The 25574-nt window shown below is 29.5% G+C and carries 19 protein-coding genes and 1 riboswitch; of the genes, 6 read left to right on the forward strand and 13 right to left on the reverse strand.

The window, feature by feature from the left end; all coding sequences use genetic code 11:
* Positions 1–5 precede the first annotated feature (5 nt).
* From NZD85_RS01085 to NZD85_RS01095, 3 genes are read right to left on the reverse strand one after another with little or no spacing between them, the layout of a single operon-like run.
* Positions 6–3182: a KAP family NTPase gene (locus NZD85_RS01085; protein ID WP_260542844.1), complete on the reverse strand. Its 3177-nt coding sequence runs from the start codon at positions 3180–3182 to the stop codon at positions 6–8.
* A gap of 43 nt (positions 3183–3225) precedes the next feature.
* Entirely contained in the window at positions 3226–4440 is a 1215-nt protein-coding gene (locus NZD85_RS01090) for a restriction endonuclease subunit S (protein ID WP_260542845.1), read from the reverse strand.
* Complete coding sequence (locus NZD85_RS01095; RefSeq protein ID WP_260542847.1) at positions 4430–5989, reverse strand: type I restriction-modification system subunit M; 1560 nt, start codon at positions 5987–5989, stop codon at positions 4430–4432. Before NZD85_RS01095 ends, NZD85_RS01090 begins: the two co-directional genes overlap by 11 nt.
* A 224-nt stretch (positions 5990–6213) precedes the next feature.
* On the opposite strand from NZD85_RS01095, the gene NZD85_RS01100 reads away from it, so the two are divergent.
* Complete coding sequence (locus NZD85_RS01100) at positions 6214–6621, forward strand: hypothetical protein (RefSeq protein ID WP_260542849.1); 408 nt, start codon at positions 6214–6216, stop codon at positions 6619–6621.
* A 45-nt stretch (positions 6622–6666) separates the two neighbouring features.
* Here the strand turns inward: NZD85_RS01100 and NZD85_RS01105 are convergent, their stop codons facing one another.
* From NZD85_RS01105 to NZD85_RS01115, 3 genes are all read right to left on the reverse strand, one after another.
* Positions 6667–6906: a hypothetical protein gene (locus tag NZD85_RS01105; protein ID WP_038330370.1), complete on the reverse strand. Its 240-nt coding sequence runs from the start codon at positions 6904–6906 to the stop codon at positions 6667–6669.
* A 49-nt stretch (positions 6907–6955) separates the two neighbouring features.
* A riboswitch (SAM-I-IV-variant riboswitch) is annotated at positions 6956–7050 on the reverse strand.
* Between the two features lie 56 nt (positions 7051–7106).
* A complete protein-coding gene (locus tag NZD85_RS01110; RefSeq protein ID WP_260542851.1) occupies positions 7107–7565 on the reverse strand; it encodes a LexA family protein in 459 nt (152 codons plus the stop codon).
* Positions 7566–8834, reverse strand: coding sequence for a Y-family DNA polymerase (locus NZD85_RS01115; protein ID WP_317619458.1), 1269 nt, complete (start codon positions 8832–8834; stop codon positions 7566–7568). It abuts the gene before it with no gap.
* 90 nt (positions 8835–8924) lie between these two features.
* On the opposite strand from NZD85_RS01115, the gene NZD85_RS01120 reads away from it, so the two are divergent.
* Positions 8925–9731 carry a GIY-YIG nuclease family protein gene (locus NZD85_RS01120; protein WP_260542853.1) on the forward strand — a complete coding sequence of 269 codons (807 nt, stop codon included), beginning with the start codon at positions 8925–8927 and terminating at the stop codon, positions 9729–9731.
* On the opposite strand, the gene NZD85_RS01125 is transcribed toward NZD85_RS01120, so the two are convergent.
* Complete coding sequence (locus tag NZD85_RS01125; protein ID WP_260542855.1) at positions 9720–10304, reverse strand: SOS response-associated peptidase; 585 nt, start codon at positions 10302–10304, stop codon at positions 9720–9722. The two genes, NZD85_RS01120 and NZD85_RS01125, sit on opposite strands and share 12 nt — an antisense overlap.
* Before the next feature lie 67 nt (positions 10305–10371).
* Between NZD85_RS01125 and NZD85_RS01130 the strand changes: the two genes are divergently transcribed.
* Complete coding sequence (locus NZD85_RS01130) at positions 10372–10650, forward strand: hypothetical protein (RefSeq protein ID WP_038330380.1); 279 nt, start codon at positions 10372–10374, stop codon at positions 10648–10650.
* Between the two features lie 302 nt (positions 10651–10952).
* Positions 10953–14663 (forward strand): type IIG restriction enzyme/methyltransferase, encoded by a 3711-nt coding sequence (locus NZD85_RS01135; RefSeq protein WP_260542858.1) that lies wholly within the window; start codon positions 10953–10955, stop codon positions 14661–14663.
* Here the strand turns inward: NZD85_RS01135 and NZD85_RS01140 are convergent.
* Positions 14647–15252, reverse strand: a complete 606-nt coding sequence (locus NZD85_RS01140) for a TaqI-like C-terminal specificity domain-containing protein (RefSeq protein ID WP_317619464.1) — start codon at positions 15250–15252, stop codon at positions 14647–14649. The genes NZD85_RS01135 and NZD85_RS01140 overlap by 17 nt on opposite strands.
* A 140-nt stretch (positions 15253–15392) precedes the next feature.
* Between NZD85_RS01140 and NZD85_RS01145 the strand changes: the two genes are divergently transcribed.
* On the forward strand, positions 15393–16013 hold the full coding sequence (locus NZD85_RS01145) for a master DNA invertase Mpi family serine-type recombinase (protein WP_260542860.1): 621 nt from the start codon (positions 15393–15395) through the stop codon (positions 16011–16013).
* Between the two features lie 122 nt (positions 16014–16135).
* Here NZD85_RS01145 and NZD85_RS01150 read toward each other — a convergent pair whose 3' ends face one another.
* The 5 genes from NZD85_RS01150 to NZD85_RS01170 form a co-directional block, all read right to left on the reverse strand.
* Positions 16136–16756, reverse strand: coding sequence for an NADAR family protein (locus NZD85_RS01150; protein WP_260542862.1), 621 nt, complete (start codon positions 16754–16756; stop codon positions 16136–16138).
* A gap of 27 nt (positions 16757–16783) precedes the next feature.
* Positions 16784–17833 carry a phosphoribosyltransferase-like protein gene (locus NZD85_RS01155; RefSeq protein WP_260542864.1) on the reverse strand — a complete coding sequence of 350 codons (1050 nt, stop codon included), beginning with the start codon at positions 17831–17833 and terminating at the stop codon, positions 16784–16786.
* Between the two features lie 253 nt (positions 17834–18086).
* Complete coding sequence (locus NZD85_RS01160; protein WP_260542866.1) at positions 18087–18704, reverse strand: HEPN domain-containing protein; 618 nt, start codon at positions 18702–18704, stop codon at positions 18087–18089.
* Entirely contained in the window at positions 18679–19725 is a 1047-nt protein-coding gene (locus NZD85_RS01165) for a ParA family protein (protein ID WP_260542868.1), read from the reverse strand. Before NZD85_RS01165 ends, NZD85_RS01160 begins: the two co-directional genes overlap by 26 nt.
* A gap of 198 nt (positions 19726–19923) precedes the next feature.
* Positions 19924–20193, reverse strand: a complete 270-nt coding sequence (locus tag NZD85_RS01170) for a helix-turn-helix domain-containing protein (protein ID WP_159155289.1) — start codon at positions 20191–20193, stop codon at positions 19924–19926.
* A gap of 2406 nt (positions 20194–22599) precedes the next feature.
* Between NZD85_RS01170 and NZD85_RS01175 the strand changes: the two genes are divergently transcribed.
* On the forward strand, positions 22600–25572 hold the full coding sequence (locus tag NZD85_RS01175; protein ID WP_317619459.1) for a SusC/RagA family TonB-linked outer membrane protein: 2973 nt from the start codon (positions 22600–22602) through the stop codon (positions 25570–25572).
* Positions 25573–25574 lie beyond the last annotated feature (2 nt).

Here is a 25574-nt window from a genome sequence, read left to right on the forward strand (position 1 = left end):
TAATCTTATTCAGATTTACTTTTACTTTTTCTGATATCTAATACTTTTGCTAAAGTTTCAAATTCTGTATTATCTTCTCGTTTCTCATTCAATAAATTTCTAAAATTATCCTTATCGGATTTAATAGCTTTTGAATAAAGAGTTTTAATATAGTCAGAATTTGAAATCAATAATTGAAGAAATTTTGAATTTGATAAGAAGTCATTTTTAATAAGAAGTCTAAAAATATCACTGTGTTTATCCAAAAGATTATATTTAATAAAGTATGGTAATAATATATTAGCATATTCAACTTTTAAATCAATTTTAGATGTTAAAATTTTATCTAAAATATTCTTAAAAGTATTAACTATAGATATATTGTAATTATTAGATTCATATATATCTAAAATATTCCACCACTGTTTATTAATGTCATTTGTAGATATTAATTTTTCAATTAGTTTATTTTCAAATACAGTTAGTGATTCTTGAGTATGATTTTCTAATTCTATATTACTGAAGTATTTAAAATGAATATCACTACCATCATTAAAAACAGTTTCATATCCTTCTTTATCTAATATTTTAAATTCATTATTAAAAACTTCTAAGAAATCTTTCGAAATTCTCAATGAAATATTATGAAGGCAGTCATTGATAAACTCATCATTTAATTTATTGACATCTAATTTATCTTTATCTAATTCCCATTTATTCAATTCTTTAATTAAAGAATAATCTTTAATTTCTAGGTTATGTTTGATTTCTGAATACTTTTCGATTAAAGAAATAATATTAGCCGACTTGCGCAAATCAGACTTTTTAAACATTAATAAAATAATTTGTTTAAAAAGTGGATAAGTTTTAAAATGATTAGAAGACAGAAGTAAATCCCCATAATTGATATAATTCAAAATAGTATTTGCAACCGCATCAGCTCTTTTTTCATCCTCTATATTAAGCATATCTGTAAAATAATATGCATAAGAGGCATTAAAGCTATTACCTTTAGCTATTCTCATTGCTATTAAATCATCTATAATAGGTAGTTGTGATGATGGGTTGTTAGCGTATAAATTATAAATTTTACTATCATCTAGGATATTTTTAAAATCTCCGTATAGATTTGAACTTTCCTTTAGCTTTATTAATGTATCATTTGCTGATCCTATATTATTTTGATCTATAAATTTATTTAAACTTGCTTTTAATAATTCGTGTAATTTTTTAAATTCATAATTTTTCGGTAAAAATTTAATATTTCTAAATTTTAAAATATCATCAATAGTTAAATTAGAAAGATATTGATCAAGTAATTTATAATCAGTAGATAATTTGTATTTTTTGAATGAAGAACCACAATATTCAATTGATTTTATGTAATTTTTATCTGATATATTTCTATTAAATAAGAGACCTGAGATTTTTTCTTCTCCAAAATCTATTATTAATTCATCAATTAGGTCAATATAATGCTCAATATTAGAGTCATCAATTAACTTAAAATAGCCTTCTAACAAATTAGACAGATATCTATTATTGGCACTGTTCTTAATCAATGCAATTTGCCATTCAGAAATTTTCAATGTATTGACCGGAGCTTCTGATTGAATTACCTTATTGTAAAATATCTCCCAAACTTGTTTTATATGTTGTGATGACACCTTTGAATCGTCTCTAAGTGAAACCAAAGTTATAATTGGATTTTCAAAAACTTCTATTTCAGATATAGCCGAAATAAAAATGGAATCAATAAAATCTGATTCACAAATAGAATTAAATCGTTCGCTATCATTCTTTATGAGAGAATCTTTTAATTCTTGTCTATAAATTAATTCTAAAGCATCTTCAACATTGATATGATATATTATTGCTGTTAATTGTTTTGCATAATTAGGATCGTTAGCATAAATAGATGTTAAACCTTTCAAAATATCTTTAAAGTCAGTTACAGCTTTAAGCGGATCTTTTAAAATTTCATCTTTTTTAAGTACGAATATTGCTATATACCTTTCTTTAAAATTATTGTCTAAAAGTTTTATTGTTAAAATTTCATTTATTAATGAAATTATCTCTCTAGGAGTAATTCTTCTATTTAAAAATTCATAAACCTGAACTACCAACCTATATTCTTCCTCATCATAATTTTTAAATGCTTTTTTCCATTGTTCTTCAAAAAACTTTTTCCAGTCAGACATAATTGGTAAAGTAATTCTAAATACGATATCAAATGTTTTATTTATATAGTCATCTCCGAATTTTTTATCATCTCCATTTAATTCTTTAAAAGCATTTTGCACGTGTTCTCTATCAAAAGGTATAATGACTTTAATATTTGAATAGTTTTTCTCAGCGAAAAAAATATGTATCGATGACCAAATACTTAGTATATGTTTTTTAGGCAATCGATCAAAATTGTCAAAAACGATAACGATAGGTTTATTTAAATCATTATCTATATCTTCCATCCAATTTTGAAAATCTCTTACTGATGGCTGTTCTTCAGAGACAGTTTCTATTTTTGTTTCTTCTTTCTGTTTGTTAGTATAAACTTGGAATGTTTCTTCTGCAGCTAATTTAAAAGACTTCAAAAATCCCTTTTTACCACAACAATATTTTATTACATTCCACAAATAAATACCAATTACAATAAATATAGGGAAAGCTACTAGCACTAATTTCCAAAACCAAGACTCAATTTCAAAGAAATTTTTAATTGAATCTTTAAATACATTTACTGTTGGAATGTATACAATTGATAGTAAACTAAATATGAAACCAACACTTAAATAAGGTTGATTTATTGTTGTTGTTTCTTTTGATTTAGCTAAAAGACCTTTTAATTTATTATCCCATGATGTTTGATTGTCTTTTTTTAATAAGTCCGTTTCATTTTTTATAAACTCAGTTAATTCAACAAGAATAGCCTTTCTTTGTTCATCTTCTTGATGTCCCCAAACATCATAAACAAAGAACTTATGAGAACTATCTAATTTTTTTTCTATTAATCTAACTAAATTACTTTTTCCAGCTCCCCATTCACCATCAATACCTATGATTTTGAAATTAGGATCATTTATAATTTTATCACTAATTACTTTTGCAATTTTTTCCTGAGATTTGTTTTCAAAAAGATCTTCACCTAATGGTTGGTTTTTTATAAATGAATAGTTTATTTCCTCTTCAGTTTTACTTTCCATAATTTATAGCGTTTCCTTTAGTTATTAGTAGTTTAGTTTTCCTTTACCCCTCCAACCTCGCCAACCTACTTAACAACAACGATTGAAGCTGAGTGAGTTTTTGGTTTTCTTGTGTTTTTATAGCTTTTTCTTCAATTAGATATGAAAATTTTTCTAGTGGAATTTTATCCATATCTTGTGGTAATATCAAGTCTAATTCTTCAATAATTTGTTTACTTAAATTTGCTTGTGCTCCACCATTAGCAAGTGTAACAATATGATTTTGCTGATTTAATAAAGCATAATATAAAAAAGACATTTTATTCTTATCTTTACTTATCATAGCACAACAGGCTTGATTAGTTGTTACTTCCTTTTTTAAATACGCTAACTGACCAGCTGTTGCACCATACATTGCCATTAAAACTGAATCAGACGGAATTATTTTAGTAGAACTATTTTTAAACCCTTCCTTTGAAATGTATTCTTCTGAATCTAATACTACATTGTTTGATATTTCACCTGTTTTTAACCAAGGAATATCTCTTGAATTCCAATAATCTAAGTTATCTCTACTAGGAGTAGCTCCGTTTTTCATTTCATCACAAAAGTCTTTTACTTTTACAACCTCCCATCCCTCCGGAATTTCTTTTTCCAATTCCTCATTAAAAACCATTTTCCCTCCCGAAGATTTATAAGGTTTCCCTTCTTCATTAGGGAATTCAAAATCCACAAACCAATGCTTGTATAACGTTTGAGCCGTTGCTTCTAACTTTTCGCAGATTTGTTCGTTGACTTTTATTTTGTTTGCTACCGCTTGGTATTGGGCTACAATTTCGCGTTGTTTTTCGATGGATGGAATAGGTAATTCTACTTCACATAAATCTTCCCAATCAAAAGATTCTCTTGTGCTTCCATGCGAATGATAACGAGCATATCGGTCAAACTCTGGTCGAGAAAACCACATCATCAGATATTCAGGTAGTAATTCGTTTGTATTAACTACTTCAAAAACAATATAGATTTGAGAAACTAAAGCCTTTTCATATTCATCAGCTAAAGCAATAGATATTTTATCTCCATTTCTTGATGTAATGGTTCCGTATGCGAATTGTCCTTTTTCAATAATTTTATATGTAGACATATCCGTTCCAACCGTATTTGCAATGGATGGAATCAGTTTTTTTGTAATACTTACACCAAGCAATGTATCAACTTGTAAATCTCTGTTACGATTATTTACTTGTTGAATATAATCACCCAACTTTTTATAACTCATAGCCCAACGATTTAAATACGTTTGCTACTTCTTGTTTCAAGACTTCTTCTTGCTGAAACAAGTCTTTCAATTCGGTTTGCAACGACTGCATTTGGGAATCGTAATCGATGTTTTCGTCACGGTTGACAAACGCAATGTATTTACTTGGTACTAACGAATAATCTTTTTTACGAATTTCTTCTAAAGAAGCACTGTAACAATATTCAGGTTCATTCGCGTAAGTGGTTTCAACCTCTTTTTGTTGCCAGTTATGATACGTTGCGGCTATTTGCTCAATATCTTGTTCCGAAAACTGAATGAATTTCTTTTCAAACGGTTCTCCTTTTTGGCGTAAATCCATAAACAAGACTTCACCTTCACGGTTACGATAGTTTTTCACCCCATCGTTTACTTCTACGGTGCGTTCTGTTTTATTACGGTTCAAAATCCAAAGTGTTACCGAAATATCTGTAGAGTAAAACATCGCTCTTGGTAAAATCACAATCGCTTCAACCAAGTCGTTTTCAATAATTTGTTTACGGATTTTGTATTCTTCACCACCACCCGAAAGGGCGCCATTGGCTAAGATAAAACCAGCGACACCGTTTTGCGACAATTTCGAAATCATATTCAAAATCCACGCATAGTTGGCATTGGATTTTGGAGGAACTTCGTAACCCGTCCAACGCGGATCGTCTGTTAATTCGTTTTCAGCGCGCCAATCTTTTAAATTGAAGGGCGGATTTGCCATGATGTAATCGGCTTTCAATTCTTTGTGCTGATCGTCACCAAACGTATCGGCTGCTTTGTTTCCTAAATTGGCAGAAATCCCACGAATGGCTAAGTTCATTTTTGCCAGTTTAAACGTTGTATTCGTTAATTCTTGTCCGTAGATGGAAATATCTTTTTTGTTTCCTTGATGTTTCTCAATAAACTTCAACGATTGTACAAACATACCACCCGAACCACAAGAAGGGTCATAGATTTTTCCTTTGTAGGGTTCAATCATTTCGGCAATCAAGTTTACAATCGACTTTGGGGTATAGAATTCTCCTTTTCCCTTTCCTTCGGCAATGGCAAATTTGCTCAAGAAATATTCGTACACACGTCCCACAATATCTTGAGCTTCATCACGAAGCGTATCGATGTTGTTGATGGTATCCAACAAAGCCGAAAACTTAGATTGATCTAATCCCAATCGAGAGAAATAATTATCAGGTAATGCACCTTCCAATGATTTGTTGGTACGCTCTATGGTTTTAAGTGCCGTATCTACTTTAAGCGTAATATCTTCTTGTTTGGCGTTTTCAATAATGTAATCCCATCGCGATTCTTCAGGCAAATAGAATACATTTTCTGCCTGATAAAATTCTGGTATTTCTAAGAAGGCTTCTTTACCTTCTGCAATCAATTCTTCTCTGCGTTTGATGAATTTATCACTTGCAAATTTCAAGAAGATTAAACTCAATACCACGTGTTTATATTCTGAAGGTTCTATCGAACCACGTAATTTATTTGCTGCATCCCACAGGATTTCTTCTGTACTTTTGGTTTGTACTTTCTTCGCCATATTGTTATTCTGTACTAAAGTTGTAAATATACTAATCGTTTTACTGCTAATAAAATCATAACAAAAGATAATTACTTCCTATTAAGCCTATTTGTAATGATAATAACAAACATAAATATTCACAACGTCAAAATAAGTCGTTTGGATAATAAATGTATAACAAAGAGATAGAATAGGATAGAAGCTTTTGAAATAAAAAAGTATATTTATCAAAACTTAAATTGATGTGTCAAGTTTATTCTGATGTCACGTTTTGTACCTGTTCTGATTTTGAAATCGATCAAGTTCAATCATTAAAAAATTACTGGGTTTTGTATCGTTACAATGAAGCGTTAGACCTTGTAATTGTCGGCGAAATAATGTTAGATGATGTTATTAAAAAGTATAATCCAAATAATTTGGTTGAACTTGTACTAAAAAAACTAAATAACAATACGCTGTTTGATAAATCAATTGATTTTGAAGACAAAGATCGGTTGCAAGTTTCGATTGAATTGAATCAAGTAAACCTAAACTATGGGTTCGAATATGAAGCTAATAGTTGGTCAGAAATTGAATATGATTATTTTACTTGGGCGAATAGTTACGAAGAAAAAAATGGAGGAGAGGTAAAGCTTTACGAATTGTTATAAATTTATAAAATGAGCCGATTATTTATGCTAATCGGCTCATGTTTTTTAATAGTGTAATTTTTTTTCCTTTAGTAAAACCTTTTTCGCGAAAGAAATTGTATTTTCATTTTTAATGATTGAATAGTCAATTTCTCTTGATTCGAATTGATTAGTTAGTGCTTTTAGAAAGTGAGCTCGTGCAGCAACCCATCCAGTATTACCCACCTCTTTATTGAAGGAGTTAATTACTTCTTGATCTGAAAGTGAAATCAAGTTTTTTTCAAATTTTTCAGTTAAATTTTCCATTGTTTTGATACTTTAATTTATTAAACAGTATCAATCATTAAGAATAAAGGGAGTAACAATATTTTGACTGAACAGCCCTCATCGCTTTACCACCGTGGTTTGTTAAACTCGGTTGGTGTACCTTATGTACTCTTGATGATTGAATTATGATATAAAATTATTGATTATATATAAATTATCAAAATAGTTTATAGTTTTTTTTAATTCCTCTTATGCCTCACCAAATCGGTAACCACACCCAAAATAATGACAACATCTTCATCTTGTAATTGAATACAATTTTTGTATTTCGGATTTAGAGAAATCAATTGTTTGTTGATGTCATCATAACGTTTGAACGTGTATTCGGAATTGTTGACCGATACCACAATATCATCATGATGTCTGGGTTCGATATCAGATCGAATGATAAGTAAATCACCTTTCAGATATTCAGGATACATACTTTCGCCACCCACACGATTAAGATAAGTTGCTTCGGGATGATTCAGTAAAATTTCATCTAAACTAATATTATTTTGTACAAAATCAGCAGCAGGAGAGGGGAAACCTGCTGAAACATCACCAAAAAATTGAACAAATCGTTTTTCACCATCTGTTTTGATAGGGATATTGATTAACTCTTCTGAGAATTTCGGAACTTGAATAAAATGTACCATTTAATAAACATTTAAAATATCTGTAAATCTTGTTGTGTAGCAAGGTGACAATCGTTCTTGCTTCATTTTCCATTTTCTATGTATATCTTGAGAAGCTAATTTAAGCATATGATCGCCATAATTTGCATTTAATTGATCCATCACACTCATCAACGCTTTATGTTTTGGAGATTCTGTATGAAATAAATTCATCTGTGCTTGATTATCGGGCGTAATAGCGGAAACGATAACGCCAGCTTTTTTATAATCAGGAACTTTGCCTTCTGCAGGAACCAATTTATCCAATAAAAATAAAGCTGTTTTTGACAAAACGATACTCGAATTCGAATCAAAATCTAAGGTTGTACTTAATGAGTTTGAAACAAATGATTGCTTTTCATCAAAACGATTGGTCATCACAAAAACAGTAATAATGTTGCATTTTGATTGTTCTTTTCTAAGCTTTTCGGCACAAGAAACAGCAAAAGTAGAAACACGCTCTTTCAGATTTTCATAATCATTGATTGTTTTCTCAAAACTTCGAGTTGTGGCAATTGATTTTTTGCGTTGAACTTCATCTAATTTTAAAACGCTTTCGCCTAATAATTCTTTTTTCAAACGCAATTCGACGATGGAGAAATTTCGTTTGATGTATTCATCTTCAAGCAAGGTGAAATCATATGCATTACGACATCCGATATAAGATAAACGTTTAGCTAAACGTCGTCCAATTCCCCAAATATCCTCACATTTTAACCATTTTAAAGCTTTGTTTATTTTCTCTTTCGAATCAATCATATAAACGCCGTTATGATGTTTCGGAAATTTCTTCGCAATTCGATTTGCTACTTTAGCTAAAGCCTTTGTAGGAGCAATACCAATACAAACTGGAATTTTGGTAATGGTATATATTTTTTGTTTAATTTCTTGTGCACATTTCACCAAATCATAGTTATCAAAGCCTTTGAAAAGAAGAAAAGATTCATCAATCGAATAAATTTCAATATCAGGGCAATAGGATTTCAGAATAGTCATCACACGATTACTCATATCCGCATACAAAGCATAATTTGAAGAGAAAACATTGATTTTATTTAATCTAAAATTATTCTCGTATTCAAAAGCAGGAGCACCCATTGGAATTCCTAAATCTTTTGCTTCATTACTGCGTGCAATCACACAACCATCATTGTTAGAAAGTACCACAACTGGCTTTCCATTCAGCGTCGGATTGAATACTCGTTCGCACGAAGCATAAAAATTATTGCAGTCAACTAAAGCATACATCATGTTACAAAGTTGAGCAAATAAAGCGCTACAAGGTGTCGCGGAAAAGTGTTAAAAAATAATAATTAGAAATTGATTCAGTAAATTTGTGCCATGGTACTGAATGATAGATTGAAAATGTTGGTTGACCAAGTTCCAAAAAATATTTGTGGCGTGTATTATTTATACAACGACAAGCAAGATATTATCTACATTGGAAAAAGTATTGACATTAGAAAACGATTGATTCAGCATTTCAAATCACTTGATAAAAAGGAAATTAAACTTCAGCATTTTACGCATTCTATACAATTTGAAAATACAGGAAATGAATTGATTGCTTTGTTGAGAGAATCTGAATTAATCAAACAAAATCTGCCAATATTTAATCGAGCTCAACGCAAGATTAAGTTCTTTTACGCATTATATAAAGAAATAAATTCGGATGGTTATCATGCATTAATTGTGAAGAAAATTGATAACTCTGGGAACGAAATCATTTCATTTACATCACAAAATGAAGCAAAAGATTATTTATTTTACATTACAGATAAATATAAGCTTTGTCAAAAAGTAAATGGTTTATATAAAACCAAATCAAGTTGTTTTCAATATAGTTTAGAAGAATGTAATGGAGCTTGTGTAAATAAGGAAGATGTGAAACTTTACAACAAAAGAGTTCGTCAATTTTTGAAAACAGTGCATTTACCTAAAAAGGACTTTTTATTTGAATTGGTTGGAAGAACTGAAAATGAAAAAGGTATTGTATTAATTGAAAAAGGAGTTTACAAAGGTTTTGGCTATTGCGATCATTTACTTGATAATCTAGACGAAATGAAATCATTTATTGAACAAAAACAAGATAATAAGGATGTCCGAAAAATCTTATTTCGACATATAAAATCCGAATTATCCAAATAAACTCACTTGACCATCTTCACGCTGGTAGCTGAAATCTGTAAATGGTACAATAGGTTTACAATTAAGCCAATTCATTAAGTTTTCACCATCATTAAATACAACAGGCATTCGATGTTTTGTATTGTGGATATAATCCATAATGCCGACAGCTTCAGTCGTAACAATCGTAAACGTGTTATCTGAATACAATCCTGCTAAACACATCAAATTATTGTTGATTCCGATATCATATTTGATTTTGTCTTTGCCTTCGTGTCGCCATTCATAAAAACCATCAACCAATATCACACAACGATTGGTGTAAGCATCTCGAAAAGATGGTTTTTCATCTATAGTTTCAATACGTGCGTTTAAGGTGTTATTCGAATTAAAATCATTTCCAGCCCAATGCGGAATTAAACCCCATTCCAACAAATGAATAAAATCTTGTTGATTGGTGATAACAGGCAACTTTGGATGATCAAAACCTTTGAAATGAGGATTTGGCGTAAATGTAACCTCGGGTTTGAATTTCAACCTCGATTTCTTTTCAATCTGTTCTTTTGTTTTGGTAACTTTTACATGAAAACACATAGCATCTACTTTGGAATAAAGGTAATGATTACGACTATAAGAACAATTAAAAATTGAATCAATTAAAATGATTGTAGAAGAATTAAAACGAATTTTTTATAAACTTACGGTTTCACGTAAATCAGATTGTAACGCTCTATGTAGTTTTGTTGTATCAAGAAAATTAATTGCGATGGGAATATTTGATTTTTTAAAAAAGAAAGAATTTGATAAAATTTCTGAACTCGAAAAAAAGATTATTAGTTTAGAAAATAGTAATTCTGAATTGAACTCTAATCTAACTAGATATAACGGAATAATAGATGTAGAATACTATATAAAAACAGAAAAAGAAAATCAACTATAGAATCAATTGAAATGATTGAAGAAGAATTTCCAACGAGTTTGATGTAATTCGTGCATTTTAAACAAACTCACCAATTATGATGAATATCTAAAAAATTATAGGATAAGAGCTTTTTAAGCATTTTTGATATAAATCTTAGTTTTATTCATTCTTGATGCGGCCAAAATATTATAACAATATTATTATAGAGATAAATATTTAAAAACACTAAACTTTATAAGTAATTATTAGATAGTTTTATATGTTAAAATTTTATTTCTTTATAGATATATTGTTATATTTAATAACTAAACTAATATGAAATGATATCTATCGTTAAAGCATTAAATCCCGCTTATCGCCAATTTAAGCCAATCCGCAAAGAAGTTGAAAATTTCAAATCTGAATTATTAGCTTGCTTAGAATCGATTGGAATTAGTGATAGTAGAAATGAATCTGAAGAACATTTAAAAGAACCTATAAAGAAGTTCTTAACCAATACATTTTATCAAAAGAATTTAATCAATACCAAAGATCGAATTGATTTAGCTATTTATTTAGATAAGACAGCTAAAAGTGATGTTGGTGTTATTATAGAAGCCAAAAGACCGAGTAATAAAGCCGAATTTATTTCAACGAATAATATCAATAAAAAAGCGTTACAAGAAGTTTTATTATATTATTTACGCGAACGGATCGATTATAAGAATAATAACATAAAGCAAATTATAGTTACCAATGGGATTGAATGGTTCTTTTTCAAAGGGGAAGACTTTTACGATTATTTTTATAAAAATACAGAATTAATAAAAGAATATGCGCGTTTCCGTGATGGATTAAAAGACACTGCTAAAAACGAGCTATTCTATAAAGAAATAGCCGCAATTTATATTGAGAAGGTAAAAGACAAACTTCCCTATGTACACATTAAATTAGACACGAAAGAAATAACAAAATACAATGATACTAAAATTAGTAACCTATATAAATTATTTTCTGATACGCATTTATTAGGTAAATCATTTGGTAATGATAGTAATAAGCTAAACAATGATTTCTACAAAGAGTTACTTCATATTATCGGTTTAGAAGAAATAAAAGAGAAAACAGGGTCTAAAAAGATAATTGTAAGAAAAGATCCTAAAGAACGTGATTATGCTTCTATACTAGAAAATACAATTTATACATTAGAAGATAAAAGTTATCTAGATCGTATAACGAATATACCAAATTCTCCAGAGAAAGCTTTCAATGTAGGGTTAGAGTTATGTATTAATTGGATCAACCGTATTCTATTTCTTAAATTACTAGAATCACAGTTAGTCAGTTATAACAAATCCAAAGAATACAAATTCTTAAATTTTAATTTTCTAAATGGTTATGATGCTTTAAACGATTTATTCTTTTCAGCATTAGCAAGACCATTAAATGAAAGACACGATAAAAACAAGGAACGTTTCAAGAATATCCCTTATCTAAACAGTAGTTTGTTTGAACATAGTGAAATGGAGCGTTTAACATTTGATATTACTGCACTGAAAGATGAAGAAATGCAAGTTTTTTCAGGTACAATTTTAAAAGATAATAACGGTAAAAAATTAAATGGTAAATTAAATACGCTCGATTATATCTTCCGATTTTTAGATTCATACGATTTTTCGGCTGATGCCAATACAGATATTGAAGATGAACAAAATGGAAAAACCTTAATTAATGCTTCGGTTTTGGGTCTAATCTTCGAGAAAATTAATGGATACAAAGACGGCTCATTCTATACACCTGGGTACATTACAATGTTTATGTGTAAAGAAGCGATTAGAGAGGCTGTGGTGGATAAATTCAAAGCAGAATACCATCATTCTATCGAAACTTTTGAAGATGTAAAAGCTTATTGTCAAAGTTTCTTTAAAAAAGAGGATAGAATCAAGTTAAATAATACCATCAATACTTTAAAAATATGTGATCCCGCTGTAGGTTCTGGGCACTTTTTAGTTTCTGCTTTAAATGAATTAATTGCTGTAAAAAGTGAATTAGGAATCCTTTCTAATGAACAAGGTGAAAGAATACCGTGTGAAGTTTCAATTGAAAATGATGAGTTATATATTGCTTATAACGAGGGTGAATTATTCGAGTATAATCGACAAGATGTAAATAGTCTTCATATTCAAAAAACATTGTTTCATGAAAAACAAACCCTAATTGAGAATTGTTTATTTGGAGTAGATATCAATCCCAATTCAGTAAATATTTGTCGTTTACGTTTATGGATAGAGCTGTTAAAGAATGCATATTACACAACTGAAGGCGAATTGCAAACATTACCAAATATCGATATCAATATTAAATGTGGTAATTCGTTAGTTCACCGATTTAAGCTAGACGACAGTTTAAAACAAGCGTTTAAAAATAAAGAAGTTACATATTCAATAAACGACTATAAAACTGCGGTTAGTGAGTACAAACACACGAATAGTAAAGCAAAAAAAGCTGAAGTAGAAACCATTATCCGAAACATCAAAAATAATTTTAGAACAACTTTAGATGCTAAAATCAAAGAAAAAATATCTAAAGCCGTAGGTGAATATGAAAACGAAAAATCACGTTTAGATAACTTAACATTATTCGGAGAAAAGATTAAAAAAGCAGATAGAGACAATTTAAAAAAATTGAAACTAAAAGCAGAGAAATTAACCAAAGAGAAACAAGAAATTTTGGACAATGTCATGTTTCAGAATAGTTTCGAGTGGCGCTTCGAGTTTCCTGAAGTATTAGCAGATGATGGTTCTTATGTTGGATTTGATGTCATCATCGGGAATCCGCCTTATATTCAATTACAAAAAATGAAAGAAGCAAGTAATATGCTTCAAAAATTAAATTATGCTTCATTTGCAAAAACGGGAGACATCTATAGTTTGTTTTACGAATTAGGAAATAATATTTTAAAACAAAATGGATGCTTAATTTTTATTACTTCCAATAAGTGGATGCGTGCTGCCTATGGAGAGAGTTTAAGAAAATATTTTATTGAGCAAACAAATCCTAAAGTCTTAATTGATTTTGGAGGAATTCAAATATTTGATTCTGCAACAGTTGATACTAATATTCTAATGTTTAAAAAACAACAGAATCAATACCGAACTCTTGCTTGTATCGTAAAAGAAAAAGTAATAAATAATTTGGGGGATTATTTTAGACAAAACCAAACATTAATCGACTTCAATTCATCTGACAGTTGGGTAGTTTTATCACCTATAGAGCAAAGCATAAAAGCTAAAATTGAGGCAGTTGGCACACCTTTAAAGGATTGGGATATTAGAATAAATTACGGGATTAAAACTGGATTTAATGATGCCTTTATTATTGATGGAAAAAAGCGTGAAGAACTGATTAAGCAAGACCCAAAATCTGCCGAAATTATACGACCTATTTTACGAGGCAGGGACATCAAAAAATACAGTTATGATTTTGCTGATTTATGGTTAATTACGTCCCATAATGGGATCAAAGAAAAGGGCATAAAACCAATAGATATAAATAATTACCCTGCGATTAAAGCACATTTAGATCAATTTTATTCTCAACTTGAAAAAAGATCAGATAAAGGAGATACACCTTACAACTTAAGGAACTGTGCTTATATGGACGATTTTTTTATGCAGAAAATCATATGGAAAAGAATAGGTTCTATTATACGATTTTCTTTCGATGAAAATCAAAATTACGGACTTGACAGTACTTGTATCTTAACAGGTAATATTAATCTTAAATATTTAGTTCTATTATTGAATTCTAAAATAGGGCATTATCAACTACGTGATGCACCCAAAACAGGAACTGGTGATTTACTTATTAGTGTTCAAGCTATACAACCTTTAAAATTTCCTTTATTTGATAATAAAGATGAATCAAAAGTAGATGATTTATATAATGGGATTAAGAATCAAAGAAAGAATATTGAATCAGATATCAATTATTTTATATATCAAAAATTTGAGTTTGATTCAAATGAAATAGAATTTATAGACTCTCAATAAATTCTATTTCATTTTCATTTAAATTATATAGATTATACAATAAATTATCAATTTTTAAATCCAATTCATCTGTTTTAATTTCATTATTTCTGTATTTATCAATTAGTACATTAATTTCATAATTGATATTATTTGAAACTTCTAATACTTTAATTTTTTCAAAAAAAATCTTACTTAATTCTCTAGTTCCCCCTTGAAGTTCTGGGAAGTTATCCTTAAAACAACATTTAAAAATTTTAGAATTAAAAAATGCAGTCAGATAAGCTATATTTTTCCCAGTGATAATAAAACATTTTTGATTTACATAAACACCATCTAAGTCATATACAAAAGGTAAAAATTTTGTCATATTAGGATATATAATTTTTTGTATAGAAAAATCGTCCCAATAACTTATACTATCTTGGGTTTCAAACCACTTATTATTTGTCTTTTTTCGACTTCCTTTATCTCCAGTTTGTTTTAATCTATCGTATCCAAAACTTAAAAGATGCTCTTTTACAGCAGGATATAGTTCAATATCTATTTTTAGGCTAGGAAAGGTTGTTATAATGTATAAATCCGCAAAATCATAATAATAACGCTTAATATCACGTCCACGTAGTAACGGTCGATTATTTTAATCAGTTTTTTATTGAATAATTAAAGTAGTTTTATTTCTGTATAAAAAAATAGTCTTTATTTTTTTTAGACAATTTCTCATCATTTTTGCAAAAATTTTAATGAAGAATGATTTACGGATACATCAGAGTAAGTACAGACAAACAAACAGTAGAAAATCAACGATTCGAGATCAATCAGTTCTGCGATAATCAACAATTATTCGTAACCAAATGGATAGAAGAAACAATATCAGGCGCCAAGCAAGTAGAAGATCGTAAATTAGGTAAATTATTAAAAAAAATGAAACCTGGCGACATTTTAGTATGTTCCGAATTATCTCGTTTAGGACGTAACTTACTAATGATAATGGGGGTACTAAACGAATGTATGAATAGAGACATACAAGTATGGACTATTAAAGATAATTACAGATTAGGTAGCGACATTAATTCAAAAGTATTAGCTTTTGCTTTTGGTCTTTCTGCTGAAATAGAACGTAATTTAATTTCTCAACGTACCAAAGAAGCTTTAGCACGCAAAAAAGCAGAAGGTGTTATACTTGGACGCCCTAAAGGCAGAAAGTCGTCTAAAACGAAATTAACAGGGCAAGAAAAACAAATTATAGAGTTATTAGAAAAGAATGTTTCATACAGTGCCATTGGTCGCATATTAGGAGTACATAGATTAACAGTAACATCTTTTATAAAAAACAACCCAGAAGTATTAGCATATAAATCAGATTTTTAGGGAATCATCTAAATTATCTAACTATATTTTTAGTTATTAATGTAAAAAAACCTCGCTAGAGTTTTTAAGCGAGGTTTATATTTTATTTTTTTTAATTCGTAAAAGAGGAAGCCTATATATGCTTAATATGCGTATATTTCGTCTAAATCATTTATAAAGTAATCGATACCTCTAATTTCCTCAATAGGATAATCATATAAATTAAAACCTGATATAGGTAATGGATAAATTATTGAATTTTCATTAAGAATACCTGATTGAATCTTTGATCTCAATTCCATTAATAATCTTCCTAAAGCATTTTTTCCTTCAAGAACATTTTTATTATCTGTTGGAATAGCCCCCCAAATATTATCTGTTTTAGAAAATTCAACAATAATCTTATCATTTGTTGATAACAATATGTTAGAAAATTTATTAAAGTTCTGTATTAGTTTTATTTCTAAACACCACCTCATAACTTTAAATTTTATTTTTTCCCAATCTTGACGTACATATTGATTGTATTTACGACTAATTTTTTTTGCATCCATTGGGTTTTGTGTTTTAATTATCTCCTCTTGAATGTTAGGAAATAAAGAAAATTTACAAGCTTGATATAATATTTCAGAACTTTGAATATTAATTTCATTGATAAACAAGGTAAAACCAGGAGACATATTAGATAGTCCACCAAATTTACCATCTGTTTTGGCAAATGTAATTATATCATTATAATCATATTTTCTGAAGTTCGTGTCCATGTTGCTAAATTAATGAATAATTATTAGTTATCCTCTATTTGCAACTGAAAATAATGGTTTCCAGTTGTGACCTGAAACTTCCCACCAATATACTAATGGTGAGTTGTTTGGAATGTTTCTCCACGTAAAAAAATGTGTACCTAATCCAAATATTTTATAATTTGGATTAATTAAACCTAGAGGTCTTATATTTGGCTTCACATCGCCTTGTATCATGTTTATAATGTCAATTCCTTTTTCTATTAATATATTTTCAAAATTAATTCTATTTTCAGGAGTTGTAAAAAATACTTCTTTAACTGGAGTGTTAATTTTTCGATAAGCATAATCTTCATACTTAGTAGCATCAAGATTTTCTAAATACCTGTTAATTTTACTATTAGCTAATTTGATTGGCCGAGCAACATTTAAGGATTGATGATTAAACTTGGCGTGATTTTGAACTTCATAATTCCAAAACCAATTAATCTTTTTTGAAATTTTTTCTGAAAGTGTCGGTGTTTTTGAAATTCTAAATTTCTGAAATTCAAATCCCCAAATATGCATACAAAAGACACTAATAGATAAATTTATTTCATTATTTTCTAGTTTTTGCGCGAATGATATTTCTTTATCATCTTTTGTGATTAAAAATTCTACGCAATGCTTGCCAATGGTACTTCCAGAAGCTAAAACATCATCAAAATATATATAATTTTTTTTAGGGTAATCAATATATTTTTTATAGGATTCTTGATAGTTCTCCATTAGAACTTCTTCAAGTAAATTTAAAATTGCTGGTTGACTTTTATGTGGTAATTGACAATCTATGAACTGAGTTTCTATTAGAAAAGTAGTTATATTAGTGTATGAATATAATTTTAAATAAGATTCTAAATGACTCAATATATTTTGTTTAGCCTTATCTCTTGATATATATGTTTCAGGCAAAATTTTATTTAATTCTGTTAATACAAGCAAAGCATCACCTCCAAATTGATTTGCCCATTCTATAATATAATCAGGTGTTATATAAATACCATCGTGATTTCTGTAATCTTTAATAATTTCATATATATTATTAGCTAGTTCATTCATTATTTACCTTTCATAATTAATGCTATATATTCTCTTTTTCTCTAAAATTAAAGATACTAAAGTTTTAGAGAACACATCTACATTTTGTACAATACTTCTTAAACATACAACAACCATTTAACAATAAATTACGGTTTCACGTAAAACAAAAAACCTCTCTAAAATTTCTTTTAAAGAGGTTGTTATTTATACTATTTTGTGTTTTTGTACCTAAAATTAGAGTTGTGCAACAGTTACCGATGTTGTGTGCAGTTTATAATTTAACTAAGTTATATATTTCATTTACTAAACTATCGATAAAATTTACAGAATTTTCCACGTCAATTTGATTAATTGTTTGTATTGTATTACTAAATAAATCGATATCACCTTCGTGAACAATCTGATTTCTTCTGATAATTATATTTTTAAGTTCAATTTTAAGATTACTTTCATTCATACCCATAGCTGAAGCAATTTTTTGCCATTTATGATTTTCCAACCAAATTAAACTTAATGCTGATGAAATTTTTTCAGGGTCTTGAAATGACAAATGTTTATGACTTTCAATTATTATCTTTTCAATTTCATTGTTAATATTAATTGTTGGTGTTGGAGATGATATAAGTTTAAGTTGTGCGTAATTGAAAGTGAAATTGTTTAATGAAGGGGTGGTAGGCCTCAAATGATTATAACTTTCTAAAATTCCAACTTTAACTATATCGTGAATAAATTTATCTAAACCAGAAACAGCATATACAATTTCTCCTCTTAGAAGGTCATCTAAAAAAGAACTATTAAAATGTAAATCATTTTTTAAATGATTATATAAATCATGAATCTCTTTAATTCTAACAATGTTTTTATCAAATTGTGTTTTGGCTTGAAACATAATTTTTTATATGAATTATCTGTTGAGCGAAATCATTGAACATATTGTTAAAGAAGTCTCTTTTATCCTTCATTTGATTTAAAACTGTGCCTGAATGACCCATTTCCTCATCTTCAATAGCAAATACAGGTATTCCTAATTGACTTGATTTTTGAATTAAACTTTGGAAGTCAGGAATTTCAGCAATACAATAATGATTTGGAATAATATTATTCAGGTACGCATCATTATTTAATAGCATATTTGAACTATTTAATGCAGGAACAAGAGAAGAATCTACTTCTTCTAAAATTTCATCCATATTATTTCTAAATGGAGCATTTGGCTTACCATTTCGTATATTAAATCTTTGGATTAATAATCCACCAAGTTTCGGTGTTTTTTGAGGAAATGGATAAGAAGAATTGGAAAACATAGTATGCATTTGTTGAGCTTGAATCCCCCATCTAGGCAATACAAATGAAAGTGTTTTAATAGCCATCAAAGAGAATGGGTCTGGATTAGTAGGAATTAAAAATAAATCAGAAATTGAAAATAAATTTTGATTAATAGCTCCTAATCCTGGATTAACATCAAATATTACAAAATCTATATTGTATTTTTCAACCATCAATTCAATTAAAGAATTAAAAGCCCCTGGAAGATTTTGCATTGTAGAAAATGCATTATTTGAATTTTGTGCAAAACTTAATTGAGGTTCAAGTTCAGTTAAATTAGGATGCCCAGGTAAAAGATAAATATTTTGATTTCTTGGAACTTGATAACAATCAAACGAAGATATTGCTTCAGGTTTACTTTCAAAAGCTGGACTTACTCCATCTTTTAAATTGTTATTTTTTGTAATGTCTTCAATGTAGTATTCTTCAAATGAATCTTTTAATATAAGACCAGTTAAATTACATTGAGGGTCAGCATCAACTAGTAAAACTTTATTACCTAATTCTGCTAATTTCCAACCTAAATTAAAAGAAGTGGTTGTTTTACTAACACCACCTTTATGATTAAAAAAAATTAATCTCATATTTTTATAGAATTTTGTTAAGTTAAATTGCACACAACATTGTTTTTCACGAAGTAAAATATAGTTTCGTTAAATATCCCCTATATTTACATTTCGCATAAATAACAAATATATAAATTAATCTAATTTATAACCATTGTTGTATATATAATAATTGAATAAAAAAAGCTTCATCTGAAGCCTTTTTACTTATTTAAATTAATTATTATAAAATTTATTAAAGTCTTCAAAAAAATCTGACAAGCTAATTTTTTCATACTTTAAAATTAAAGCTATAGTAGATAATGGAATATTGTACCCATCTCCTTTAGATATTTTACTAATTGTTGAAGATGTTACTCCGACTGCTTTTGCGTATTTATTTTGGCTATTATTATTGCTTATATTATTAAAATTGGATAAAAAGCGAATTGTGATATATTCACATAATTTTTTATTGAGGTTACTTTTATAATCGTTTTTTTCCATTTTGTTTAAAAAAAAGTGTTCGCCATAGCGAATAGTTAAAAATTATTGTTATATTTGTATAAGCGAATTGATAATTAGACTTTTAATAGTCATAATTAAACGATGTAATCTCGACTCAAAACGACCAATTTTCTATCGAGAGTATCGTGAAATCGCTCCATGTCTCAAAAGTTTTGTACTTTCGCATATGGCATGGGCGGTTCTCACATATGCTTTAGGTAGAAGCTTAAATTTATTTAAGTAGGGTTTGGTCGCCCTTGAGTCTAAAGTGTGAAGCCGCCTTGCTTTTTTTGCAAGTATTTCTTCATACACGAGAAACATCGTTCCATAAAACCCAACACAAAATGAGAACGAAACAATTTCCATTCATCCGTAAAAAACCGCCAGACAAAGTCTGTTGGTGTTACTTCTTTTTTTAAAGAACAAACCTCCGTTTTATAACATTTAACGGAACGTAAAGCAAAGGGCTAACCTTTCTTTACACGCTCTCTATCAGAGCCTCGGTAAGGAGACTTTGACAGCTAGGTTATACTCTTTTTTTCGCACATTAAAAGTAATGCCTTTCATATCATTTTCCAAATTTATTGGGGTTCTGCTACCTTTTATTTAGATATGAGACGTGAGATTTTAGTATTGAGAGGATTGTAGTATGTAATAAGTACAGATTAGATGTTAGATATGAGAATTGAGAATTGAGATATTAGAGTTGTTGAAAGTGATAACGAATTTGAATATTGAAAAAGGATGAAGAAACTGGCATTAAAACTCTCACGTTAAGAAAATGGTTGAATGTAACGTTAAAAAGTTTTTAGCCCGTAGGGTTTGTAAAAAGTTTAGTGGAGTGAAAACATTTTTAGTAGAGAGGTTTACGGCCAAGAGTTTTTTGATTACTTTTTTGCTCATTTCCCCGAAGGGCATATGAATACTGATAATTAAAATAGATAAGTAATGAATAAAAAAGTGATAGAAAGTATTTTACATTCATTTTTTCCTTGATGAAAAAACGAACCAAAAAAATCAAGACCGCGATTTTCGACGTTCAATTCCCATTTCACGCACTAAAAAGATTAAATGTTTCGCATACGCTCACTAATCTTTTTTACGCTTGTTTCAATGGATTGAAACTCGTCTGCAAATCGTATGTCGACTCTAAAATCCGTTATAAAAAGTGAATTTGAATATAATAAGAATAAAAACGTAAAACGTTAAGCGTATCACATAAACCGTAAAAACAAAAACCCCTTTCCCAAAAACAAAGTTGGCGCGATGTACAGGAAAAGGAGTGGCTTTTAAAACTAATGTTGAATTTAAAAAACTTATGTAAAATTATGAAAGAGTAAACAGATTCACACTCTATCCCCCGAAGACAACTCAAAGAGTATAAATGATCTTCATAAAATGATTAGTGTTAATTTTTAGTTTTCATTTATTAATGTAATTTTTAAAACCTGTCGGAGGGGGATATTTTAAGAGGAATATAGGATAAAAGTAGACGAGCTCACGCGCGCGTGATAATAGAGATGAAATTCTAAATGGAATTTGTGATAATAAGAAGATAATTAGAAGTTCATTATTTTATTACGTTCATTTTTATTCATGAGTTATTATTTTATTACGTTCATTTTTGTCTTGACACAAAAACATTTGAGATTAAGAGGAGAAGCTCCAGTGGAGCTTAGGTAAAATTGTTACAAGTCGGTCAATAACGGCTATTCGCTAAATGCTTTAAATCATTCGCATATGAAATGCGAACAGTAAATCATTTTTAACTCTCACTACGCCGAATTGACGCTCGACTTTTCAGCAATGACGGTTTTGAAATTTGTTGTTAAAAGTGGATTTGAATATTGAAAAAGGATGAAAAAAAATGTCATATGATTTGGAGGCGAGTGTCAAAAAGTTGAAGAGAATGGTTAAAATGTTTTACTGTTTGTGTAGCAAATGATTTAAAACATTGAATGGCTGAAACTTATTTTGACCGTCGAAAATCAAAGACTTGATGTTTTGTAATCACATACTCTGTTAGCACAGACTTTGCATTAAGGTAAAAGTTAGAAGAAAAAAAATAGAAAGATTCTGCACTTCGAGTGCCTCAGTGCCCATGTTTAGAATGGTAGAAAATAATATTCACCACATAGATACATAGAACTGAATGATGAAAAATAAAGAGCAATAGAGAAGATAAATCTATTAAACATAGTTAGCAGCTCGCTATGTTTCTGTTTACTGAACTATGGAATCTCTAAAATAAAAAAAGATAAAAACCTATGTATCTATTGTGGTTAAAAAATAACTTATAACGTAAAAAAAATAAAACCTCCTTTCCCTAAAACAAAGTTGGCGCGATGTACAGGAAAAGGAGTGGCTTTTAAAACTAATGTTGAATTAAAAAACTTATGTAAAATTATGAAAAAATTTTACTTCAAACTCAGTAGGCAGTCATTTACTGTATTATTGGGATTGTTTTGTGCAACACCATTGTTAGCACAAACAGGTAAAACCGTGACTGGAACGGTAAAAGAACTTCAAGTCCCACTAGTGGGTGTAATGGTAAAGGAGGAGGGAACCGATAATTCCACTTTTACTGATTCAAATGGACAGTATTCGTTGACTTTACAACAGGATGATGCTAAACTGATTTTTGAGCAATTGGATTTCCCAATTCGAGAAGAAGAGGTGTTGAATAGAAACGTGATAAATGTACGTTTCACAAAAGAAGAGGAGGGGATTCAGCTAAAAGATGTGGTGGTGAATGCAGGATACTACTCCGTAAAAGACAAAGAACGTACAGGTTCTATAGCACGTGTTACAGCAAAGGAAATTGAGAATCAACCTGTGAATAATGTGTTAGATGCCTTGCAAGGTAGAGTAGCAGGTTTAGAAATTACCCCAACTACAGGAACAGCAGGTGGTGGTTATACCATTCGGTTAAGAGGACAGAATAGTATAAATGCGGGGAATGATCCATTGTTTATAATAGATGGGGTTCCGTTTGATATGAATTCTATGTCTTACACCAGTATCTCCAATACCGTAATGCCCAATTCAAACATTAATCCGTTGAATTCTATCGATCCAAAATCAATCGAGAAGATTGAAGTTCTAAAAGATGCGGATGCCACAGCAATTTATGGTTCGCGTGGTGCCAATGGAGTGATTTTAATTACCACTAAAAAGGGAGAAAAGGGAAAAACTACATTTAATATAGATTCTTCAATTAGTGTCAATTCCATTACAAAAAAAGTAAATCTTCTAAATACAGAACAATACCTCATGATGCGAAAGAAAGCATTTGAAAACGATGGTATTACAAACTACCCAACAAATGCGTATGATATTAATGGAGCATGGGATCAAACACGATACACCGATTGGCAAAAAGTACTAATAGGGAATACAGGTACAACCAATAATACAAGACTAAATATTATGGGCGGTAGCGAGCAAACAAGTTTTATGATTGGGTCCAATTTTATGAAAGAAACTTCTGTTTTATACGGGGATTATAAGTATAAAAAATTGAATGCCTTTGTCAATCTTAATCATTCTTCTAAAGACAATAGATTTAAAGTAGGTACTGTCCTAATTTATGGAGATGATAACAATGTATTACCAATAGAAAATTTAGCGCGTACAGCTAAAAAATTAGCTCCCAATGCACCCGCTTTATTCGATGAAAATGGAAATTTAAATTGGGAAAATAATACATGGACAAACCCTATAGCATCTACTTATAGTACATATCGTAGTCATGCAAATGTGTTGAATACTAGCTTTAATATGAGCTATGCTTTAACGGATCAATTTACATTTAAAACGAATTTAGGTTATAATCATTCAATTTTAAAAGATAAAAGTTTCAATCTACATACAGTAAGAAACCCTGCTTATGGTAATACAAGTGCTGATAGTAGTGTCATAATGAATGAAAATGAAAAAGAAGTATGGTCAATAGAACCGCAATTGGATTATCATTTAAGTTGGACAAATAGTGAAATTACCTTGAATGTAGGAGCAACTTTTATGATGAACGAACAAAATCAGTTGGTTACAAGAGGAGTTGGCTTTGCAGATAATGCATTAATGAATGTGATGAGCGCAGCAAAAACATTTCAATTTCTGCAAGATATTTCTTCACAATATAAATACAATGCGATCTATGGACGATTTAATTACAGTTTGTATCAAAAATATATTCTTAATCTTACAGCAAGAAGAGATGGATCAAGTCGATTTGGAGAAGCCAATAAACTAGCAAATTTTGGTGCAATAGGCGCTGCTTGGATTTTTTCGAAAGAAAACTTTCTCAACGAATCATCTTGGTTAAGTTTCGGAAAATTGAGAGGGAGTTATGGAATTACTGGAAACGATCAAATAGGGGATTATCAGTATTTGAGTACGTATTCTATAAAACAAGACGGTTATGATGGAACAACCTATTTAACACCTTCTCGTTTACATAATCCGAATTTTTCATGGGAGAAAAATCGAAAGATAGAAGGAGCAATAGAATTGGCTTTTCTGAAAAATAGATTAAATCTTGAAGTAAACTATTACCACAATCAATCCAATAATCAGCTAATAGGTTATTCGTTACCTGCTACAACAGGGTTTAAAACAATTCAAGCAAATTTGGATGCAGTAGTGGTTAATAAAGGATTAGAAATTGCTCTCCATTCAACCAATATTAAGAAAGATAAATGGCAATGGGAAACATCCTTTTTAATTACATTTCCAAAGAATAAATTAAAAGCGTTCGAAAATCTAGCTCAATCCAGTTATAGCAACCAATATGTTATTGGGCAATCTATAAATATCACAAAACTATACAATTTTATAGGGATAAACCCTGTAAACGGAACTTATATGTTCGAGGATTATAACAATGATGGAAAAATAAGTAGTGCCGATGATCGTAAAGTATATACGGATTTCAATCCCAAATGGTACGGAAGTTTAGGAAATACCATTCGTTATAACAATTGGAATCTTGAGGTACTTTTTCAATTTTCGAAAAAGAAAGCCTACAACGAATTGCATACACTAAATGCAGCAGGTACATTCTTCAATCAACCTGTTTCGGTTATGGATGAAGGTCGTACGCAAATTTATACAACAGGCTCTAATACAAATGCTGTTGTTGCTCAAAATTATTTTTATACAAGTACTGGAGTTGTAAGTGATGCTTCTTTTGTGAGGTTAAAATCACTCTCGATAAACTACAATGTTCCTCTTAAGAAAAATTATAAAGTCGTTTTGTATGCACAAGGTTTTAATCTGCTAACGCTTACGAAATACAAAGGAGGGGATCCCGAACAAATTGAAGATTTTTTACCTCCTTTAAAACGTATCGCATTTGGAACAACTATCTCATTTTAAAA

Origin of the sequence: Empedobacter stercoris, assembly GCF_025244765.1 — a bacterium.
GTDB classification, from domain to species: Bacteria; Bacteroidota; Bacteroidia; order Flavobacteriales; family Weeksellaceae; genus Empedobacter; species Empedobacter stercoris.

Bases quoted from the DNA above. Each gene is read 5' to 3' on its own strand.
- NZD85_RS01085 (WP_260542844.1), bottom strand. From the start codon at position 3,182: ATGGAAAGTAAAACTGAAGAGGAAATAAACTATTCATTTATAAAAAAC.
- NZD85_RS01090 (WP_260542845.1), bottom strand. From the start codon at position 4,440: ATGAGTTATAAAAAGTTGGGTGATTATATTCAACAAGTAAATAATCGT.
- NZD85_RS01095 (WP_260542847.1), bottom strand. From the start codon at position 5,989: ATGGCGAAGAAAGTACAAACCAAAAGTACAGAAGAAATCCTGTGGGAT.
- NZD85_RS01100 (WP_260542849.1), top strand. From the start codon at position 6,214: ATGTGTCAAGTTTATTCTGATGTCACGTTTTGTACCTGTTCTGATTTT.
- NZD85_RS01105 (WP_038330370.1), bottom strand. From the start codon at position 6,906: ATGGAAAATTTAACTGAAAAATTTGAAAAAAACTTGATTTCACTTTCA.
- NZD85_RS01110 (WP_260542851.1), bottom strand. From the start codon at position 7,565: ATGGTACATTTTATTCAAGTTCCGAAATTCTCAGAAGAGTTAATCAAT.
- NZD85_RS01115 (WP_317619458.1), bottom strand. From the start codon at position 8,834: ATGATGTATGCTTTAGTTGACTGCAATAATTTTTATGCTTCGTGCGAA.
- NZD85_RS01120 (WP_260542853.1), top strand. From the start codon at position 8,925: ATGGTACTGAATGATAGATTGAAAATGTTGGTTGACCAAGTTCCAAAA.
- NZD85_RS01125 (WP_260542855.1), bottom strand. From the start codon at position 10,304: ATGTGTTTTCATGTAAAAGTTACCAAAACAAAAGAACAGATTGAAAAG.
- NZD85_RS01130 (WP_038330380.1), top strand. From the start codon at position 10,372: ATGATTGTAGAAGAATTAAAACGAATTTTTTATAAACTTACGGTTTCA.
- NZD85_RS01135 (WP_260542858.1), top strand. From the start codon at position 10,953: ATGATATCTATCGTTAAAGCATTAAATCCCGCTTATCGCCAATTTAAG.
- NZD85_RS01145 (WP_260542860.1), top strand. From the start codon at position 15,393: ATGATTTACGGATACATCAGAGTAAGTACAGACAAACAAACAGTAGAA.
- NZD85_RS01150 (WP_260542862.1), bottom strand. From the start codon at position 16,756: ATGGACACGAACTTCAGAAAATATGATTATAATGATATAATTACATTT.
- NZD85_RS01155 (WP_260542864.1), bottom strand. From the start codon at position 17,833: ATGAATGAACTAGCTAATAATATATATGAAATTATTAAAGATTACAGA.
- NZD85_RS01160 (WP_260542866.1), bottom strand. From the start codon at position 18,704: ATGTTTCAAGCCAAAACACAATTTGATAAAAACATTGTTAGAATTAAA.
- NZD85_RS01165 (WP_260542868.1), bottom strand. From the start codon at position 19,725: ATGAGATTAATTTTTTTTAATCATAAAGGTGGTGTTAGTAAAACAACC.
- NZD85_RS01170 (WP_159155289.1), bottom strand. From the start codon at position 20,193: ATGGAAAAAAACGATTATAAAAGTAACCTCAATAAAAAATTATGTGAA.
- NZD85_RS01175 (WP_317619459.1), top strand. From the start codon at position 22,600: ATGAAAAAATTTTACTTCAAACTCAGTAGGCAGTCATTTACTGTATTA.